Origin of the sequence: Altererythrobacter rubellus, assembly GCF_030284385.1 — a bacterium.
Taxonomy (GTDB): Bacteria; Pseudomonadota; Alphaproteobacteria; order Sphingomonadales; family Sphingomonadaceae; genus Erythrobacter; species Erythrobacter rubellus.
Genome location: NZ_CP127221.1, coordinates 1122721 through 1141373 on the forward strand (window position 1 = coordinate 1122721; position 18653 = coordinate 1141373).

Here is an 18653-nt window from a genome sequence, read left to right on the forward strand (position 1 = left end):
CCTAATCTGTCGTGCTTTCCGTCTCGTCATAGGATGGAAGCGCGATTTGCCATCGGATCGCCGCGCTGCGCAGCGCGAAGCCTGCTATCCATGCCGTGCCCCATACGATGGGGTTGTCGATACCCGTGGCCATGCCGCCAACGGTTAGAGCTGCGGTGGCTGCGGCTGCAGTCACATATAGCTCTGGCCGCATGATGATTGACGGCCTGCCTGCAACAACATCGCGAATAATTCCGCCCACGCAGCCGGTGATGATCCCCATAAGTGCAGCCGGTACGGGCGGGATGCCGTATGACAGCGCCTTTGCGCTGCCGAGCACTGCATAGGCCGTAAGACCCGCGCCATCGGCATAATCGAGTAATTTGCCTTCCCACCAGCGCGTGGGTGTAAACCACGCGATCAAAGCAGTGCCGAGGCATATCGGCGCGACCCACGGGTCAGTCATCCAGAACACCGGCGCGCCGATCAACAGATCACGTACGGTGCCGCCGCCTACTCCTGTCACCAACGCAAAGAAGGCCAGCGTAACGAATGTCTGCTTGAGCTTGGCGGCAAGCAACGCGCCGGTCAGCGCAAAAATGGCAAGGCCGAGAATATCGAGCACATCGAGTACCGGGGTGAGGACTTCAGCGCCGTTCACGCGGCTGAGACCTTCGCTTTGCGGCGGCGGAACATCAGAATGCAGCCAAGCAGCGCACCGATCACACCCAGAGCGGCAAACAGGATCAGGATCGGATGGCTGGTATCTTCGCGAGTCCTCAAATCCATGATGTGCAGGCCCCACATGAAATCGAACCCGCGCCACCAACGCGTGCGTACGGCCTCGATCTGGCCGGTATCGCGCCCGATATAGATATGCGCGCCATCTTCCAGTGCGACCTGCCAAACGGGCATTTCGCGACGGAAATCGAACGGGACATTGTCGGCATCGAACGCAGTCACGCTGCGTATCTGGTCGCCTCCCTTGATCTGTTCGGCCACAATCAATCGGGCATCATTGGCGGACAGCGCGGGCAAGGCCGCCCCGCTTTGAATATCGACCCGGCGTGTGCTGCCATCCATGCCGGTAAGGATCGCCACGGCGCGGCCATCCTGCATCACGGCGCGCATTTCGCGGATCGGAAATTCTGCACTCGCCAGCGCGCTTCCTGGCAGTACCAGCGGCTGGACCGCTTGCTCTACACGCAAGTGATTGCCGCGCACTTCCTCGATCGGCTTGGCCGCCATGTAGAGGCCTGTCACCATCCACATCAGCGTGGGAAAACCCACCAGCCAGCCAAGCCAGATATGCCACCTGGCAAATTTAAGCATCGTCAGTTTAGGCACTGCTTATCCGTTCAAAAGTGTGTCGATTTCACGCGCGGCGGCGACGCAATCCAGATCGCCCCAACGCCGCCCCATGACTTGCATCCCGCATGGCAGCTCTGCACCGAGATATGAGCCTGAACCAATGGGTAGCACGGTAGCGGGCAGATTGGGGAAGGTCGCGAGACCCGCCCAGGCTAGCCCGCCAGAGGCCGGATGAGCTTCGCCATTGATGTCAATGTCGCCGCGAAAAACTGCTTCGTCGCGATGCGGGACTGCCAATACAGGGGCAGGGGGCGCGAGCACAAAGTCATAGCTTTCAAACAGATGCGCCCATGCCAATTCGTTGCGCGCTTGCAGATCTAGCAGGTCGAACCAGTCGGTTGCTGTCGCGCGTTTACCATCGGGCGAGGGGGCTCCGCGCGCCATCGCGACATTGAGCATGCGCAGATAATCCGCTTGCTGTGCTGCGAGGTCGGGGATGAGATCGCTCGTCCGGTCGATCTGCACGCCCGCCGCTTCGAGAGCGCTCAAAGCCGCTTCCATCGGTCCGCGTACGCTGTCATCCAAGGGGCTGTCAGGGTGATCAAGGATCGCAAGAATGCGGCATGACTTGAGCGGCTTCTGGCGTTCAAACAGCGGGAATTCTGCTGTCAGGCGCAAGATAATCTCGATGTCATCGGGATTGCGCGCCAGCGGCCCTGCAATCGAAAGCGCGCCATCATGCGCGTCTTTGCCTGCCATCAGCGGGTGATCATGGCCATGCTTGCTGACCAGACCCCAGCTGGTCTTGTGGCCCCAGACGCCGCAAAAATGCGCTGGCACCCGCACAGAGCCGCCAATGTCTGTGCCGTACTCGATCGGTACCATTCCGCTTGCGACCGCTGCGGCTGAACCGCCCGATGATCCACCAGGGGAACGATCGTGATTGTGCGGGTTATTGGTGCGGCCGTAGACTTCGTTGAAGCTTTGCCAGTCACTCAGGTCGATCGGCACATTGGTTTTGCCCAGAAAGACCACGCCTGCCGCCTTGAGTTGGCGTACGATCTTGGCATCTCGTCGCGCAACATAATCCTCGTGCGACTTGTGCCCCCACGTGGTGGGAAGGCCAGCGATATCAAAACTTTCCTTAATCGTCATAGGCACGCCGAACAGCGGCTGATGCTCGCTGGGGTCATCGCGATCCATAGCCTTGGCGGTCGCAATCGCGCGCTCGAAATCGCATACGGCAATGGCATTGATATGAGCGTCGAGATGTTCAATCCGCGCAATCGCATCTTCGACGGCTTCATGCGGTGAAATCTCGCCTTTGCGGATGCGTGCCGCAGTCTCCAGCGCGCCCGGCTTGTCGGTCAATTTCGGATAGGCCACACAATTCTCCCTCTCCCAGCTCGCTTCTTAGGGAGAGGAAAGGGGCTGATCAAACGCGAATTGCTAGTTGTGACGAGGCACAAAGGCACAATTACCATGATTTCCGGGTCGATGAACCTTGGGGTGGGGCAAACGATGCGTTCAATGGCTTTGGTAGTCGCAATATTTGGATTGGCGACTTGCGGTGGCTGGATTTCTTCCCTGCCGGCGGCTAGAAAACGTCTGTCGCAGCGAAATTTGTCGGAGGTATCCATCACATGTCCCAAGGCACGACGGGCTATTTTGCACTCGAGCTTGAGCAAGGCGAATGTGGCATCACCGCAGAAATACCCGACGCCAATGGTAAGGATTTCTTCCAGCGGTTCGGCGTCGAATAGTCGAAGCCGATCAAATGTGGATCGGCTTGCCTTGCACCGCCATCGCCGCTTCCTTCATCGCCTCAGCATGGGTTGGGTGCGCATGGCAGGTATAGGCGATGTCTTCTGATGTTGCGCCAAACTCCATCGCGATGCCAGCTTCGGCAATCATTGTGCCGGCAACGCTGGCGATAGACCACACGCCTAGAACGCGGTCGGTTTCTGCATCGGCGATGACCTTTACGAAGCCGTCAGGCTCGTGATTGGTTTTCGCGCGGCTGTTTGCCATCATTGGGAACTTGCCGACTTTGACTTTGGCCTTGTCGCCACATGCCTTTTCGATGGCTTGCTCGGTTGTCAGTCCAACACCGGCGATCTCGGGCCAGGTGTAGACTACGCTCGGGATCACATCGTGGTTCACGATGCCGGTCTCACCCGCGATGTTCTCAGCTACTGCGATGCCTTCATCTTCGGCCTTATGCGCCAGCATCGGGCCGGGAATCACGTCACCAATCGCCCACACGCCCTCGATTGATGTCCGGAAGGAGTGATCGGTTTCGATTTGACCGCGCTGGTTGGTTTCCAGACCGATGTTCTCAAGACCCAAACTATCGGTATTGGGCTTGCGACCGATCGACACCAGCACGCAATCAGCCTCCAGCTTCTCTTCATCGCCGCCTGCAGCTGGCTCAAGCGTCAGTGTCGCTTTCTTGCCTTTCACGGATACGCCAGTGACCTTGGTCGAAAGCTTGAACTCGATCCCTTGCTTCTTGAAGATCTTGTTTGCTTCCTTGCGAATATCGCCGTCCATTCCGGGCAGGATCTGGTCGAGGAATTCCACACAAGTCACTTCTGCACCCAAACGGCGCCACACAGAGCCAAGCTCTAGCCCGATCACACCGCCACCGATGACGACCATTTTCTTCGGAACTTTAGCGAGCTCGAGCGCACCAGTGGAATCGACCACGACTTGCTTGTCATTGTCGACCTCTACACCCGGCAGTGGAGTGACCGAAGAACCGGTGGCAATCACGATGTCTTTGGCGGTTACGGTTTCGTCGCCGACTTTTACCGTGTGCGCGTCCTGGAACGTGGCGTAGCCCTTTTTCCAGTCGACCTTGTTCTTCTTGAACAGGAACTCGATGCCCTTGGTCAGACCATCGACCGCATCGATCCGCTGTTCGTGCATTTTTCCAAGGTTGAGTTTCGGGGTCACGTCTACGCCCATGCTGGCCATAGTGCCATTGGCGGCCGCATCATAGAACTCGGACGCATGCAGCATCGCTTTTGATGGGATGCAACCCACGTTCAGGCATGTTCCGCCCAGTGTGGCGCGGCCTTCCGCACAAGCCACTTTCAGGCCCAGCTGCGCCGCGCGAATTGCTGCGACATAGCCACTTGGGCCAGCGCCGATAATCAGGACATCGTAATCGTAAGAATGGTCAGCCATTGGGGGTATTCCTTAAAGGTCGATCAGCATCCGTGTCGGATCTTCGATCGCTTCCTTGATGATCTTGAGTGCGGTCACCGCTTCGCGGCCGTCGATCAGGCGGTGGTCATAGCTCAGCGCGATATACATCATCGGCTTGATCACGACCTGGCCGTTGACCGCGACGGGGCGGTCTTCGATCCGGTGCAGGCCCAGCACAGCGCTCTGCGGCGGATTGATGATCGGGGTCGACATCAGCGATCCGAACACGCCGCCGTTAGAGATAGTGAAGGTACCGCCCGACATGTCTTCCATCGTCAGCGTGCCATCTTTGGCGCGCTTGCCGAAGTCTGCGATGTCTTTCTCGATCTGAGCAAAGCCCTTGGCATCGCAATCGCGCACCACCGGAACGACCAGCCCGTTTGGCGCGGACACTGCGACAGAGATGTCGACATAGTCGTGATAGACGATCTCATCGCCTTCGATATAGGCGTTGACCGAGGGCACATCCTTCAGCGCCAGACATGCGGCTTTCGCGAAAAAGCCCATGAATCCCAGACGGATATCGTGCTTTTTTGCGAACATGTCTTTGTACTTGCTGCGCGCTTCGATCACCGCCGACATGTCGACATCATTGAACGTAGTCAGCAGCGCGGCATTGTCTTGCGCGCCTTTCAAACGCTTGGCGATGGTCTGGCGCATCCGTGTCATCTTGACGCGCTCAGTTTTGCGATCACCTGCTGCTACAGCAGCGGCAGGCGCCGGTGCCGCGGCCGGTGCAGATGCGCTCTCGCCATCGCGCTTGTTGCGCGCTGCGGCCAGAACATCTTCCTTGGTCAAGCGACCGTCCTTGCCGGTACCCTTGATCGTCGTCGGATCGACCCCGTGTTCCAGTACGGCGCGGCGCACCGCCGGCGACATGGTGATGGAATCGCTGCTACCAGAGGTATCTTCTTTCGCTGCAGCCGGGGCAGGGGCGCTTTCCTTGCTTTCAGCCTTCTTGGCCGGTGCGCCGGAGCCTTCTTCGATGATCGCGATCACTGCGCCGACTTCAACGGTGTCGCCAACCGCAACCTTGTGCTCGCCGATCACACCCGCGACAGGCGAAGGTACGTCAACCGCGACCTTATCTGTCTCTAGCGAAACAATCGGCTCATCGGCCTCTACCGTGTCGCCCGGCTGCTTCAGCCATTCGCCAACGCTCGCTTCGGTGACTGATTCACCCAGAGTTGGTACTGTAACTTCTGTGGCCATGATGTGGTCCTTAGCCCTTAGACTTACTGGAATTGGTTTTGCTGTTCAGGCCCAGTGCTTCCGCGATTAGCGCTTCCTGCTGTTCCTGATGCCGTTTTGCGAGACCTGTCGCTGGCGAAGCGGATGCATCGCGCCCGGCATAGATCGGTCGCAAGCCGGGATGACCAGCATCGCTCAACGATTGCTCGATCAGCCGATCAACGAAGAACCATGAACCATTGTTCTTTGGCTCTTCCTGACACCAGACAACGTCCTCAAGCTTTTTCATACGCTTGAGGCGCACCGCAAGCGCATCGCCGGGGAAGGGGTACAATTGTTCGATCCGGATGATCGAGACATCGTCGAGCCTTTCCTCGTCCCGCTTCTGCATTAGATCGTAAGCGACTTTGCCGCTGCACAGTACCAGACGCTTTACCTTCGTGTCTGCAATATCTGTCATGTCAGACTTGATCCGCATGAAGTGATGGTCTCCCATGAACTCGTCTGCGCTGCTCTTGGCGAGGGGATGGCGCAGCAAGCTCTTGGGCGTCATGATGATCAGCGGTTTGCGGAAATCGCGATGCATCTGGCGGCGAAGCACATGGAAGTAATTCGCCGGCGTTGTGATGTTGCAGACCTGGATATTGTCATTCGCACATAGCTGAAGGAAACGCTCAAGCCGCGCAGAACTGTGCTCTGGCCCTTGACCTTCATATCCATGCGGCAACAGCATCACGAGCCCGTTTGCGCGCAACCATTTGGCTTCGCCGCTCGCGATGAACTGGTCGATCATGATCTGTGCACCATTGGCGAAATCGCCAAACTGCGCTTCCCAAAGGACCAGTGTTTTCGGGTCTGCCATGGCAAAGCCATATTCAAAACCGAGCACGCCATATTCGGACAGCGGGCTGTCATAGACTTCGAACTTGCCATGCGGCAGCTGACACAGCGGCAGGTATTTGTCCTCGGTCTTCTGGTCGACCCAGACTGCGTGGCGCTGGCTGAAGGTGCCGCGGCCCGAATCCTGTCCGGACAGGCGCACGCCGTATCCTTCGGTTACGAGGCTGCCGAATGCGAGCGCTTCCGCAGTCGCCCAGTCGAAACCGTCACCGCTCTCGAACATGTCTGCGCGGCCCTTGATCACGCGCTGCAGCGTGCGGTGCGCGTTCAGATCATCCGGGATCGTCGTCAATGTTCGGCCCAAACTGTCGAACAGCTTCTTTTCGATCGCCGTTTCAATGTTGCGCCGCGAACCTTCGGGGTCGGCCGGTTTGTTCAGGCCCGCCCAGCGTCCGCCGAACCAGTCGGCTTCATTGGCCTTGTAGCTTTTGGCTGCTTCAAACTCTTCGTCGAGCAATGCGGTGAAGTCGTCGCGCAATTTAGGCGTATAGCCTTTTTCGATCACGCCTTCTTCAATCAAGCGCTCTGCATAGAGATAGCTGACCTTTTTGTGCTTGCCGATCGCGTCATACATCAACGGCTGCGTAAATTTCGGCTCGTCCCCCTCGTTATGGCCGAAGCGGCGATAGCACCACATGTCGATCACGATATCGCGCTTGAAGCGATGACGATAATCGACCGCGAGCTTGCACGCGAAGGTCACGGCCTCTGGATCATCGCCATTGACGTGCAGGATGGGTGCCTGAACGCCCTTGGCAACGTCAGACGGGTAAGGTGATCCGCGCGAGAATTTGGGCGCGGTCGTAAAACCGATCTGGTTGTTGATGATAAAGTGCAGGCAACCGCCAGTGTTGTAACCGTTGATGCCCGTAAGGCTCAGGCTTTCCCACACCACGCCTTGCCCTGCGAATGCTGCGTCACCGTGGATCAGCACTGGCAAGACTTGCTCGTGCTTGTCCAGATCGCCGCGGATCGCTTGCTGCGCGCGGGCTTTGCCCAGGACCACCGGATTAACCGCTTCAAGGTGAGACGGGTTGGGGACCAGGCTCATATGTACTTCGATCCCGTCAAATTCACGATCGGTGCTGGTGCCCAGGTGATATTTCACGTCGCCAGAGCCGCCTACGTCTTCCGGGCTGGCAGAACCGCCGGAAAATTCGTGGAAGATCACCTTGTAAGGCTTGGCCATCACATTGGCGAGCACGTTCAATCGGCCGCGGTGCGCCATGCCATAGATGATTTCGCGCACGCCGGCTTGGCCGCCATGCTTGATCACCGCCTCCAGGGCAGGGATCATCGCTTCGCCGCCATCCAGGCCGAAACGCTTGGTGCCAACGTATTTCTTGCCGAGGAAATTTTCATATTCCTCGCCGCGAACCACAGCGGCCAGGATCGCGCGTTTGCCTTCGTCGGTGAACTGGATCGTTTCACCCGGGCTTTCGAACTTGTCCTGCAGGAAACGCCGCTCTTCTGTGTCGGCAATGTGCATGTATTCAAGGCCAACCTTGCCGCAATAGGCCGCGCGCAAAGTGTCATAGAGTTCGCGAACGGTCGTCCATTCCAGACCCAATACGCCGCCAACATAGACTTCCTGATCTTCATTGCCGGCAAGCCCGTGAAAATCGAGTGTTAGGTCGTTTGGTGTCTCATGGCTGTGCAGACCAAGTGGATCCAGATCCGCCGCCATATGGCCGCGCACACGATATAGCCGCACCAGAGTCATCGCCGCTATCGATAGGCTCGCCGCCTTTTCGACCGCTTTGGGGTCAGTTGGCTTGCCAGCCGCCGCGGCAGCTTGTTTGACCTCTGCCTTGAGCGTCGTGGGATCAAGCGCAGCTGTCAGGTCTGCGCCTGAATCCGCAACGGTTTCCAGCCAGCGCGGATTGCCCCAGCTGGGCCCCTGTTGAGGGACTTCCTGGTCGCCCATTTCAGGCAGAAACTCGTGGTTTTCGTTACCCATTTCGGTCTCCGGGGAGGAGGAAAAGTTAAGCCAGTTCTTTCAGCAGCGCGTCGAGCGTTGTGCCAAGTTCGCTGGGGCTTGGCGATACGCGGATACCCGCAGCTTCCATCGCTGCGATCTTGGCATCCGCGCCGCCCTGGCCGCCCGATACGATTGCGCCAGCATGGCCCATCCGGCGGCCCGGAGGCGCTGTGCGGCCAGCAATAAAGCCAACCATCGGCTTTTTGCGGCCTTTCTTTGCTTCATTGGCGATGAATTCAGCGGCTTCTTCTTCCGCGCTGCCGCCGATCTCGCCGATCATGATGATCGACTTGGTTTCATCATCGTCCAGGAACATGTCGAGCACGTCTATGAAGTTGGTGCCGTTCACGGGGTCACCGCCGATGCCCACCGCGGTGGTCTGGCCAAGACCAACCATAGTTGTCTGGTGGACGGCTTCGTAAGTGAGCGTGCCGGAACGTGAGACAACGCCGACGCTGCCCTTTTTGAAGATGCTGCCCGGCATAATGCCGATCTTGCATTCGCTCGGTGTCAGAACACCCGGGCAGTTCGGGCCGATCAGGCGCGATTTGGAACCTTGCAGCGCGCGCTTCACGCGAACCATGTCGAGCACCGGAATGCCTTCGGTGATGGCAACGATCAGCTCGATCTCTGCATCGATCGCTTCAAGGATCGCGTCCGCCGCGAACGGAGGCGGCACGTAAATGCACGAAGCGGTCGCGCCGGTTGCCGCCTTCGCATCGCCAACCGTGTTGAACTGCGGAATGCCGATATGCTCGGTGCCGCCTTTGCCAGGCGTAACACCTGCCACCATCTGCGTGCCGTAAGCGACAGCTTGCTCTGTGTGGAACGTACCTGTGTTACCGGTCATCCCTTGCGTGATGACCTTGGTGTCCTTGTTGACGAGGATAGACATTCACAAAACTCCGTCTTTCTAATTCGGTTCAGCCAAGCCACACGCCACGTTCGTAGACGCGCAGAGAGTATTCATTGGTGCGCATCATCGCGCGGGTTTTGGCGCTGAGGGAAAAATGCGCCCGCGCACCATCGACAAAAGTGTTGACATCGAATGCTGTTCGATAGGGATCGTTCTGACTGGCAACAGCCAGATCGAAACACGCGCGTGCGATTTCAACATTGGCATCCGTATCGCCATCTGGCCCTTCGAGTGCGGCATAGGTGCGGATCAGGCGCGACTTGCTTTGTGCGCGCCAATTGACGCAAGCGCGGTACTCGGTTCCGTCAGCCAGCGTTACCACTTGCGTGTCAGAACAATAGACACGCCGCTCGGGCGCGACATTGGGAGCAAAATCCTCGCCAATTTCCGCACGATGAACCTCACGTGCGGCTGCGGGGAATGCGGACAGCGCAAGGAGGCAAAGAAGGGAAACCTGCTTAAGCAAGGCTGCTATCAAGCCCCTTGCACACCTCGAGCAGTTCCTCGACCGCGTCGGTGCTGACCTTGAGATTCGCTTTCTCTTCGTCGCTGAGTTCGATCTCGATCACTTCTTCGGTGCCGCCTGCGCCGATCACTGTCGGAACGCCGACATAGAGCCCGTCGAGGCCGTATTTGCCTTCGACATAGCTCGCACACGGCAGGATGCGCTTCTGATCGCCGAGGTATGCTTCGGCCATCGCGATCGCGCTGGTGGCAGGCGCGTAATAGGCCGAGCCATTGCCGAGCAGCTGGACGATTTCGCCGCCGCCTGCGCGCGTGCGCTTTACGATTTCATCAATGCGGTCTGCGGGCACGCCCTTGATCTTAGCATAGTCATTCACCGGAATGCCGTTGATCGTGGTGTAGCTGGTGACCGGGACCATAGTGTCGCCGTGGCCGCCGAGCACGAATGCGTTGACGTCCTTGACCGAGCATCCGAATTCCCATGCGAGGAAGGTCGCAAAGCGCGCGCTGTCGAGCACGCCTGCCATGCCGACGACCTTGTTGTGCGGCAGGCCGCTGAATTCGCGCAGCGCCCAGACCATCGCATCAAGCGGGTTGGTGATGCAGATCACAAATGCGTCAGGGCAGTTGTTCTTGATGCCTTCGCCGACCGACTTCATCACCTTGAGGTTGATGCCTAGCAGATCGTCACGGCTCATGCCCGGCTTGCGCGGCACACCAGCGGTCACGATCACTACATCTGCATCCGCGATGTCGGCATAGTCGTTCGAACCCTTGATATTCGCGTCAAAGCCTTCGATCGGGCCGCATTGCGACAGATCCAGTGCCTTGCCCTGCGGCATGCCTTCCGCGATGTCGAAGAGGACGATATCGCCCATTTCCTTCTTCGCCGCGAGGTGGGCGAGCGTGCCGCCGATCATGCCGGCGCCGATGAGCGCGATCTTTTTACGAGCCATGGTGAGGGAAAATCCTTTCCGCGATTAATGCATCAGACGCATAAAAACTGCCTAGCCACATTGGCACGTTTCCCCTGCGTCCGGGGGGATTTCGCACCGGGACACTTGCCAGAGGCCTAGGCGGCTACGCGCGCGAAAGCAACCGCGAAAAGCATGCAGCTCGATTGAATATTTGATAACTATTCGCAATAGCAATAAGCGCTATCAAAATTGCTGAATTTGCGCTGTTTTGCAAGAAGTGCCCGCAAAGGCGAAGTGTGTCAGGCCTGCGCGCGCGCAGGCTTATCGTCATCGCTTTCCTGCGTAAGCAGCATAGCCGCAAGATAATCTGGGACAGCGCGGCTGAAGTAATAACCTTGCCCCAGCGTACATCCGGCTTCGCGAACGGATTGGACCTGATCGATCGTCTCGATGCCTTCGGCGACAATATCCATGTCGAGTTGCGAGCCAAGCTTGGCCACTGCGCGAATAATAGCATCGGTCTTCTTGCCAACATTGGGGCCAGACACAAAGCTGCGGTCGACCTTGATCTTCGAGAATGGGAAGCTGTTGATATAGCCCAGCGAAGAATACCCCGTGCCGAAGTCATCAAGCGCGAAACGGACGCCGCGGCTCGAGAGCTCTTCCATAAATACCGCAGTGGCATGATTGTCATCCACGAACAGGCTCTCTGTGACTTCAAGTTCGAGCCGGTGCGGGTCAAGATTTGCTTCGCGCAAGGCGTTGATGATGCCCAGAGCTGCCCCCGGAGCGCGGATCTGCATAGGCGAAAGGTTTACCGCAACGCTGACATGCTCCGGCCATTGCGCGCAAGCTTTGGCGGCTTGCGCGGTAATCCAATTACCCAGTGTAACAATAACGCCGGTTTCTTCAGCTACGGGAATGAACTCGTCCGGGCGCAGCTCACCTTTTTCAGGATGGAACCAGCGTACCAGCGCTTCGAAGGTGTGGATCTTGCCTGTATCCAGATGAATGATCGGCTGGAAGTAGATCGACAGTTCGTCCCGCATGATTGCACTGCGCAACTCGTCTTCGATCTCACGGCGGCGCACCAGATCGCGCGTCATCTTCGGGTTGAAGAAGCTGGTCTGCGAACGGCCGGCGACCTTGGCATGATAGAGTGCGAGGTCGGAACGCTGCATCAACGTTTCGATGTCTTTTGCATCATCGGGCATCATCGCAACGCCGAGCGAGACCCGCACATCCAGCGATCTTCCGTCAACCCTTAGTGGGCGCATGACTTCAATATGAATTTCGCTGGCCAGCCGCTCGGCTTCCCTCCGGTCTTCGACCGGGCCGTAGAGGACGAATTCATCGCCGCCGAAGCGCGCTACGGTTGCACCTTCAGGCACGACTTCGCGCAGGCGATTGGCCACTTCTGCCAACACTTTGTCGCCGATCGGGTGGCCCAGCAAATCATTCACTTCCTTGAATCGATCCAGGTCGATCCAGATCAATGCCATCTGCTGGTCGCCCTTCAGGCCCCTCATGCTTTCGACCATCACATGGTTGAGGCCCGCACGATTCGCGAGTCCTGTAACAACATCGGTACGAGCAAGGATCTGCATCTTGTCGGCCATGCGTGCACTGGTTTCCGCTGAAGCGATGGAATCGCGCAGAACCTTGAACACATTCAAAGTGATTGAAGCCATCGCCGGGATCAGCAGCAACATGTTCACGAAAAGTGCGAGCAGGGCGAGCGAGCCGATGTAAAGCGCCGCGGCCATGATGGGAAAACAGACCAGACAAAGCTGGCCCATCGCGATTGTTGGACGGCCTGCATTGCGTGCGCAAATGCCAACACCGTAGCAGGTGGCGTTGGCGATCATCAGCACTTCGACCGAAGCGGTGGTTTGCAGCGCAATGGTCAAGGCGGCAATTCCGCCAAGCACAAAGGCGTAGCTGAACGCACCGACTTCGTACACCAGCTCGAGCTTCTGCGTGCTGGTATGCGTTTGATCAGGGGAAAGACCAAGCGAGGCAACCACGCGTGCCATCGCGATCACCGTCAGCAGGATACATCCGATGTACAGGATATGCTCACCGGAGACCCACGCTGCAATCGCGGTAGAGGCCACCCCATTGAACGCGCCGATCGCAAGGCTGGCTGGTTGGGTATAAAGGGTCGATACGAGGGTTCGCCGCACGCGCGCAGACAATGTGTCCTGGCTCGAACGGACAGATAGGCGCCTTTTGATGGCGTTGATTGTCGCTGACATTCCCATTACCGCTCGGGATTAACCCAAACTTGTCAATGACAGGTTAACGAGGTGCTTACCAAAAAGACGGAGGGTTTCTGCGGATTGGCGGGCGCATTCTATGTTGCAGGGAGATTAGGGGATCAGGCCTGAAGTTCGCGCGCCGCAATTACTGCCATGCGCCGGTCCAGCTGACGGCAAATCTCCAGCCACCAGCGATATTCCGGCTGCTTGTCCGCAAAGAAGGCTTGTTCCGCACGGTGGCGCGCCGCGCGGGCAGCACCAAGCCCATGCTCTGCGAAATGGCGCAAAGCCGCTTCGACAATCGCAGGGTCGGTAGATTTTACTGCGCCATTATCATTTGCGGCGACCACGCGCGCCGGCACGAACAGCAATCGCGACATTGCGCCGCGATTGGTAGAATACGCAATATTTGAATGACTTGGCATTGTGCGACCCCGACCTGTGTGTTAAGCCGTCCCGTCTAGTGCATGGGTGCTAACGTCGCGTTCAGGGACAGGGTTAACGCCGGATTGACAACGATATTTCGCCTAAAGCTTTCCGGTGCTTGCAGGCAAAGGGGCACGTCCCTATCGCGTGAATGATGGGGAGTTTTCGCACATCAATGGCTATCGGTAGCCGGCTTGCCTTAACCGCGGCACTAACGGCCGGCTTGGCCACCTGCGCGCCTGCGGAGGTTGGCGAAAAGGCCGGCGATGACGGCGCGCCGCGCGTCGTCAGTCTCAACCCTTGCCTTGATGCGATAGTGGTCGAAGTAGCCCATCCCGATCAAATTCTCGCACTGTCACACTATAACGCCAACCCGCAATCCAGCTCTATCCCGCAAGAAATCGCGCGGCGTTATGACGTCACGGGCGGAACGGTGGAGGAAATTGTCGCGTTGCAACCTGACATTGTACTGGCGAGCACATTTATGGCGCCCGCCACCCGCGCTGCCTTCGATAAGCTGGGCGTGCGAGTGGAGGCTTTTGACAGCCCGATGTCGGTCGAAGAAAGCATTGATCAGGTGGGCAGACTTGCACAGCTGATAGACCGCAAGACTTCCGGCGAAGCGCTAGCTGCAGACATTCGCAATTCCGTCTCAATCGTTGGAGCTGGAGAACAGAGGTCCGCGGTTTTGTGGCAACCGGGCGGGATTGTCCCGGGCGAACAGCAATTGATCAGCGAATTGTTGCGAGCATCCGGATTTGCCAGCCATTCTGCCCGATTGGGGCTAGGGCAAGCAGACTATCTTTCGCTTGAGCAAGTTGTCGCGTCACCGCCAGATGTGCTGATAGTGGCCGGGCAAAGTCGTGCACAGCAGCATCCTGCGTTAGCCCGAACCGATACATTGATCGCCCAATTCGATCCTACGCTGCTTTATTGCGGCGGTCCGACGATACCGCGCGCGATGCAGCGGCTGCGCCAGATACGTGAGCAGATATCATGAACCGAGCCGCGCTCTTGTTTGCTGCTCTTCTTGTGATCTTGCTCCCGCTGTCATTGCTTGCCGGGCGCGTGTGGCTCGATCCCTTTACCGATCCGCGTGCGTCTCTGATCCTTATGGAGCTGCGCTTGCCGCGTGCGTTGCTGGCGATTGTGATCGGTGCGGGGTTGGGCGCGGCAGGCGCTGCGATGCAAGGCTATTTGCGCAATCCGCTGGCGGATCCCGGCCTGTTCGGTATCGCGCCGATGGCGGCGTTGGGCGCTGTGGCCAGCCTGTGGCTGGGTGTTTCAGCCAGCCAATGGACATTGCCGGTGATGGCTTTGGCCGGAGCGGCACTGGGCATGGCGCTGCTCGCGATTATTGCGGGTCGCACTGGCGGAATTGCGCTATTCACACTGGCGGGCCTGATGATCGCGAGCCTAGCGGGCGCGCTGACCGCGCTCGCCATCACCTTGGCGCCCAGCGCCTTTGCCATGAGCGAGATTGTGATGTGGCTGAATGGCGCGCTGACCGACCGCAGCTGGCGCGATGTCTATCTGGCTGCACCGCTGGTGCTTGCGGGAATTGCATTGCTTGGCATTAAGGCGCGCTCGCTTGATGCTTTGACACTGGGCGAAGTGGCGGCCCGGTCCATGGGCGCCCGCGCGGATCTGTTGCTCGCATTGCTGGTCGGCGGAGTGGGGCTGACTGTAGGTGCGAGCGTAGCTGTCGCGGGAATTATCGGATTTGTCGGCTTGATTGTGCCGCATCTGGTGCGTCCATTGACTGACCGCTTGCCCTCCAGCCTGATCCTGCCAAGCGCACTTGCGGGCGCGTGCCTGGTCCTGGCAGCCGACAGCGTGGTGCGCATCTTGCCGCTGGTCACAGAGCTGAGACTTGGCATCGCTTTGAGCCTGCTCGGCGCGCCGTTCTTCCTCTGGTTGTTGCTCAAGATGCGGCGAGGGCGGCTATGATCCTCTGCGCAGACAATATTTCGCTTTCTCGCGGGGCAAGGCTCGTTTTGGACCAGGTTTCGATCAGGCTGGAACCCGGCAAGATCACAGCCATTTGTGGCGCTAATGGCGCGGGTAAGTCCTCGCTCTTGATGGCGCTGGCCGGACTCCTCGAAACGAAGGCAGGGTGCGTTTTGCTAGCTGAGAACGAGCTGTCTGGGTTGCATCCTCAAATACGCGCGCAACGCATTGGATATCTTCCGCAAGAGGCCGAAATTGCGTGGGATGTCGCGGTTGAGAACCTCGTACGGCTGGGGCGTATGCCCTATCGCGATCGCGGTGATGCGGCGGTAGAAGCGGCCATCGCTGCGCTCGATCTCGAAGGATTGCGGCACCGGCCAGCCTCTCAACTTTCCGGCGGTGAGAAAGCGCGCGCGTTGCTTGCCCGCGTGCTGGCGGGCGAACCACAATGGATCCTGGCGGACGAGCCGCTTGCCGCGCTTGATCTGGCGCATCAGCAGACCTTGCTGAGCCACTTGCGAAAGGCTGCGAATGCTGGTGCCGGCGTGGTAATCGTGATGCACGATCTTGCCGCTGCGATGAATCATGCGGACAGAGTAATCGTTCTGAGTGAAGACGAATTTGCGGGACACGTTGCTGCCGATGGCGCGCCAGAGGAAGCGCTATCGGCCCATAACATCAAGCGTGTGTGGGGCGTGGATGCGCGGTGGATTGGCGAGCCGGGCGCACGCGCGCTTATCACATATTAAAAGGGCGACCCGAAGGCCGCCCTCTCATACCTGCATTCCCCGAAGAGCTTACTCTTCAAGCAGCCCGCGGCTGATCAGCATCGGCTGCACGTCCGGCTGGCGACCGGCAAAGTTTTCGAACATCTGGAAATAATCCATCGTTCCGCCACGGCTGAGCACGGTCTGGCGATAGTGATCTCCATTCTCGCGGCTCAAACCGCCGTTGTCGAGGAACCACTTGCGGCTGTCCTTGTCGAGCATCTCGGTCCATAGATAGCTGTAATAGCCAGCCGAATATCCCGCAGGGTCCGAGAAGATGTGGTTGAAGTAGTTCGACCGGTAGCGTGGCGGCACCAGATCGATTTCCAGACCCAGGGCCAACAGCGAGTTACGTTCAAACGCATCAACCTTTTCCGGTGTATCGATCGCTGCGGCTTCTTCCGGTGAAAGCGCGTGCCATTTCATGTCGAGCAGCGCGGCTGTCACCACTTCACCAAAGTCGTAACCCTGGTTGAATTTGGACGCGGCCTGGACCTTCTCCACCAGTTCCATCGGAATGGTTTCGCCCGTTTCATAGTGCTTGGTGTAATTCTGCAGCACTTCCGGGTAGGTCACCCACATCTCGTGAACCTGGCTGGGGTATTCGACAAAGTCGCGCGCGGTAGCGGTGCCTGATAATGTCTCGTACTTCTGATCCGCGAAGAAGCCGTGCAGCGCATGTCCAAACTCGTGGAAAGTGGTTTCTACCCAGTCAAAGCTGACCAGCTGCGGCTCGCCATCGGCGGCCTTCGGGATGTTGAGCACGTTGTAGATCACCGGCTTGTTGCCTGTCTCATAGCTTTGATCGACGAAGTTGCTCATCCACGCGCCACCCCGTTTTGACGGGCGCTGGAACGGGTCAAAATAGAACAGGCCCAGTTCGCTGCCGTCAGCGTCGAACACTGTGTAGACCCACACATCCGGATGGTAGACGGGGATATCGTCACGCTTTTCGAAAGTAAGGCCGTAAAGCTTTTCGGCCATGAAGAACACGCCGTCCTCAAGCACCCGCTCGAGTTCGAAATACTTCATCACTTCGCTTTCGTCATACGCGAATTGTTCAGCTTTCACCTTCTCGGCAAAGCGATACCAATCCCACGGCTGGACTTCGAAATCGAGCCCGGCGGCGGCGATCCGCTTGTTAAGCATTGCGGCATCGCTGCGCTGTGTGGCGGCAAGGGCCGGTACCATATCTTCCATGAAGCCCAATGCGGTGGCCGGTTCCTTCGCCATGCGATCATACATGGTGTAGGTCGCCCAGTCGGGTTTGCCGAAAATCTCGGCTTTCTCGGCGCGCAATGTAGCGATTTTCGCCAGCAGAAGCCGTGTATCCTTATCGCCGCCTTGATCCGCGCGGTATGCGCTGGCCTTGAACAGACGCTCACGCACTTCGCGGTTTTCCAGCGCGGGCAGCAACGGCTGCTGCGTGGTGTTCTGCAAAGCGAGTGCAAACTTGCCTTCCATGCCCTTTTCCGCTGCCAGCGTTGCGGCCGCATCAATGTCGGAATCTGACAGACCGGCCAGTTCGTCGCGCGTGTCAACGATCACTGCGCCGTCCACGGTCGCCTCGCGCACCTTCTGGCCGAACTCGGTCGTCAGTTTGGATAACTGGCTGTTGATTGCCTTCACTTGCTCGCGCTGGTCTTCGTCCAGCAGCGCGCCAGCCTGCACCATGTCTGCATAGGTTTTTTCCAGCAGCACCGCATCTTCGGGTTCCATCGTCATTGCTGCGCGATTGTCATAGATGGTTTTCACGCGCGCAAAGAGGTCCGGATCCAGGTTGATCGCGTCATAATGCGCGGTCAGCAGCGGGCTGACTTCGGTATCAATCTCGTCAAGGCGGTCCGTTGTGTTCGCGCCCGTCAGAGCGGAGAAAACATAGCTGACCCGGCCCAGCATCAGGCCCGATTTTTCCAGCGCGACGATGGTATTCTCGAAAGTCGGCGCTTCAGGATTGTTCACAATTGAAGCGACTTCGGCCTTCTGGATCGCCATGCCCTGTTCAAAGGCGGGCATGTAATCGTCTTCACTGATTGCGTTGAAATCGGGTGCATGGAACGGCAGCGTGCTTTCTGAAGCGAAGTATCCGGTGCCTTGCGGGATGGATTCAATGCCAGCGAAAATCTCGTCACTGCTGTAGATCTCAGCAGGGGTCATGTTGCAACCGCCCAATACGGCAGCGGCCAATGCGATAGGTGCAACGCGGGCCAAAATTCGGGCCTTCATTCGTAATTCTCCAGTCCAATAGATTTGCCGGGCTGCGCGTGCGCGATTCCGGTGATGCGACCAAACGGCATCTCTAATGCCGTTCGGCGCTTGAACCTCAGATTGATAACATTTGCAACCAGTCTGCCGTCGCATGTCGGGAGACATATG

General features: G+C 58.3%; 15 protein-coding genes. 3 read left to right on the forward strand and 12 right to left on the reverse strand.

Features of this window, described 5'->3' with window-relative positions:
* Nucleotide 1: 1 nt before the first annotated feature.
* The 11 genes from QQX03_RS05690 to QQX03_RS05740 all read right to left on the reverse strand — a co-directional run bounded on the left by QQX03_RS05690 (nt 2) and on the right by QQX03_RS05740 (nt 13559).
* The gene (locus tag QQX03_RS05690) at nt 2-640 is read right to left on the reverse strand and encodes a trimeric intracellular cation channel family protein (RefSeq protein WP_285976893.1); all 639 of its coding nucleotides are present in this window, start codon (nt 638-640) and stop codon (nt 2-4) included.
* Nucleotides 637-1326, reverse strand: coding sequence for a PepSY domain-containing protein (locus QQX03_RS05695; protein ID WP_285976894.1), 690 nt, complete (start codon nt 1324-1326; stop codon nt 637-639). Before QQX03_RS05695 ends, QQX03_RS05690 begins: the two co-directional genes overlap by 4 nt.
* Nucleotides 1327-1329: 3 nt before the next feature.
* On the reverse strand, nt 1330-2676 hold the full coding sequence (locus QQX03_RS05700; RefSeq protein WP_285976895.1) for an amidase family protein: 1347 nt from the start codon (nt 2674-2676) through the stop codon (nt 1330-1332).
* A gap of 387 nt (nt 2677-3063) precedes the next feature.
* Nucleotides 3064-4482, reverse strand: coding sequence for a dihydrolipoyl dehydrogenase (lpdA, locus tag QQX03_RS05705; RefSeq protein ID WP_285976896.1), 1419 nt, complete (start codon nt 4480-4482; stop codon nt 3064-3066).
* A gap of 12 nt (nt 4483-4494) precedes the next feature.
* Nucleotides 4495-5715, reverse strand: a complete 1221-nt coding sequence (gene odhB / locus QQX03_RS05710) for a 2-oxoglutarate dehydrogenase complex dihydrolipoyllysine-residue succinyltransferase (protein ID WP_285976897.1) — start codon at nt 5713-5715, stop codon at nt 4495-4497.
* A 10-nt stretch (nt 5716-5725) separates the two neighbouring features.
* The gene (locus QQX03_RS05715; RefSeq protein ID WP_285976898.1) at nt 5726-8554 is read right to left on the reverse strand and encodes a 2-oxoglutarate dehydrogenase E1 component; all 2829 of its coding nucleotides are present in this window, start codon (nt 8552-8554) and stop codon (nt 5726-5728) included.
* A gap of 25 nt (nt 8555-8579) precedes the next feature.
* Complete coding sequence (gene sucD / locus QQX03_RS05720) at nt 8580-9470, reverse strand: succinate--CoA ligase subunit alpha (RefSeq protein WP_285976899.1); 891 nt, start codon at nt 9468-9470, stop codon at nt 8580-8582.
* A 28-nt stretch (nt 9471-9498) separates the two neighbouring features.
* Nucleotides 9499-9957: a hypothetical protein gene (locus QQX03_RS05725; RefSeq protein ID WP_285976900.1), complete on the reverse strand. Its 459-nt coding sequence runs from the start codon at nt 9955-9957 to the stop codon at nt 9499-9501.
* Nucleotides 9950-10912, reverse strand: a complete 963-nt coding sequence (gene mdh / locus QQX03_RS05730) for a malate dehydrogenase (protein ID WP_285976901.1) — start codon at nt 10910-10912, stop codon at nt 9950-9952. Before mdh ends, QQX03_RS05725 begins: the two co-directional genes overlap by 8 nt.
* 260 nt (nt 10913-11172) lie before the next feature.
* Nucleotides 11173-13131, reverse strand: coding sequence for a putative bifunctional diguanylate cyclase/phosphodiesterase (locus tag QQX03_RS05735; RefSeq protein ID WP_285976902.1), 1959 nt, complete (start codon nt 13129-13131; stop codon nt 11173-11175).
* Between the two features lie 122 nt (nt 13132-13253).
* Nucleotides 13254-13559: a hypothetical protein gene (locus QQX03_RS05740; RefSeq protein ID WP_285976903.1), complete on the reverse strand. Its 306-nt coding sequence runs from the start codon at nt 13557-13559 to the stop codon at nt 13254-13256.
* Between the two features lie 176 nt (nt 13560-13735).
* On the opposite strand from QQX03_RS05740, the gene QQX03_RS05745 reads away from it, so the two are divergent.
* Genes QQX03_RS05745 through QQX03_RS05755 form a run of 3 tightly spaced genes read left to right on the forward strand, consistent with a single transcriptional unit; the run spans nt 13736 to nt 16259 of the window.
* Nucleotides 13736-14560, forward strand: a complete 825-nt coding sequence (locus QQX03_RS05745) for an ABC transporter substrate-binding protein (RefSeq protein ID WP_285976904.1) — start codon at nt 13736-13738, stop codon at nt 14558-14560.
* Complete coding sequence (locus tag QQX03_RS05750) at nt 14557-15510, forward strand: FecCD family ABC transporter permease (RefSeq protein ID WP_285976905.1); 954 nt, start codon at nt 14557-14559, stop codon at nt 15508-15510. The genes QQX03_RS05745 and QQX03_RS05750 overlap by 4 nt, the downstream gene beginning before the upstream one ends.
* The gene (locus tag QQX03_RS05755) at nt 15507-16259 is read left to right on the forward strand and encodes an ABC transporter ATP-binding protein (RefSeq protein WP_285976906.1); all 753 of its coding nucleotides are present in this window, start codon (nt 15507-15509) and stop codon (nt 16257-16259) included. The genes QQX03_RS05750 and QQX03_RS05755 overlap by 4 nt, the downstream gene beginning before the upstream one ends.
* 48 nt (nt 16260-16307) lie before the next feature.
* On the opposite strand, the gene QQX03_RS05760 is transcribed toward QQX03_RS05755, so the two are convergent.
* Entirely contained in the window at nt 16308-18503 is a 2196-nt protein-coding gene (locus tag QQX03_RS05760; protein WP_285976907.1) for a M3 family metallopeptidase, read from the reverse strand.
* Between the last annotated feature and the right edge of the window lie 150 nt (nt 18504-18653).

What these genes read in the sequence shown, in the direction of transcription:
- lpdA (WP_285976896.1), bottom strand. Translation starts at nt 4,482, where the DNA reads ATGGCTGACCATTCTTACGATTACGATGTCCTGATTATCGGCGCTGGC.
- odhB (WP_285976897.1), bottom strand. Translation starts at nt 5,715, where the DNA reads ATGGCCACAGAAGTTACAGTACCAACTCTGGGTGAATCAGTCACCGAA.
- QQX03_RS05715 (WP_285976898.1), bottom strand. Translation starts at nt 8,554, where the DNA reads ATGGGTAACGAAAACCACGAGTTTCTGCCTGAAATGGGCGACCAGGAA.
- sucD (WP_285976899.1), bottom strand. Translation starts at nt 9,470, where the DNA reads ATGTCTATCCTCGTCAACAAGGACACCAAGGTCATCACGCAAGGGATG.
- mdh (WP_285976901.1), bottom strand. Translation starts at nt 10,912, where the DNA reads ATGGCTCGTAAAAAGATCGCGCTCATCGGCGCCGGCATGATCGGCGGC.
- QQX03_RS05735 (WP_285976902.1), bottom strand. Translation starts at nt 13,131, where the DNA reads ATGTCAGCGACAATCAACGCCATCAAAAGGCGCCTATCTGTCCGTTCG.
- QQX03_RS05740 (WP_285976903.1), bottom strand. Translation starts at nt 13,559, where the DNA reads ATGCCAAGTCATTCAAATATTGCGTATTCTACCAATCGCGGCGCAATG.
- QQX03_RS05745 (WP_285976904.1), top strand. Translation starts at nt 13,736, where the DNA reads ATGGCTATCGGTAGCCGGCTTGCCTTAACCGCGGCACTAACGGCCGGC.
- QQX03_RS05750 (WP_285976905.1), top strand. Translation starts at nt 14,557, where the DNA reads ATGAACCGAGCCGCGCTCTTGTTTGCTGCTCTTCTTGTGATCTTGCTC.
- QQX03_RS05755 (WP_285976906.1), top strand. Translation starts at nt 15,507, where the DNA reads ATGATCCTCTGCGCAGACAATATTTCGCTTTCTCGCGGGGCAAGGCTC.
- QQX03_RS05760 (WP_285976907.1), bottom strand. Translation starts at nt 18,503, where the DNA reads ATGAAGGCCCGAATTTTGGCCCGCGTTGCACCTATCGCATTGGCCGCT.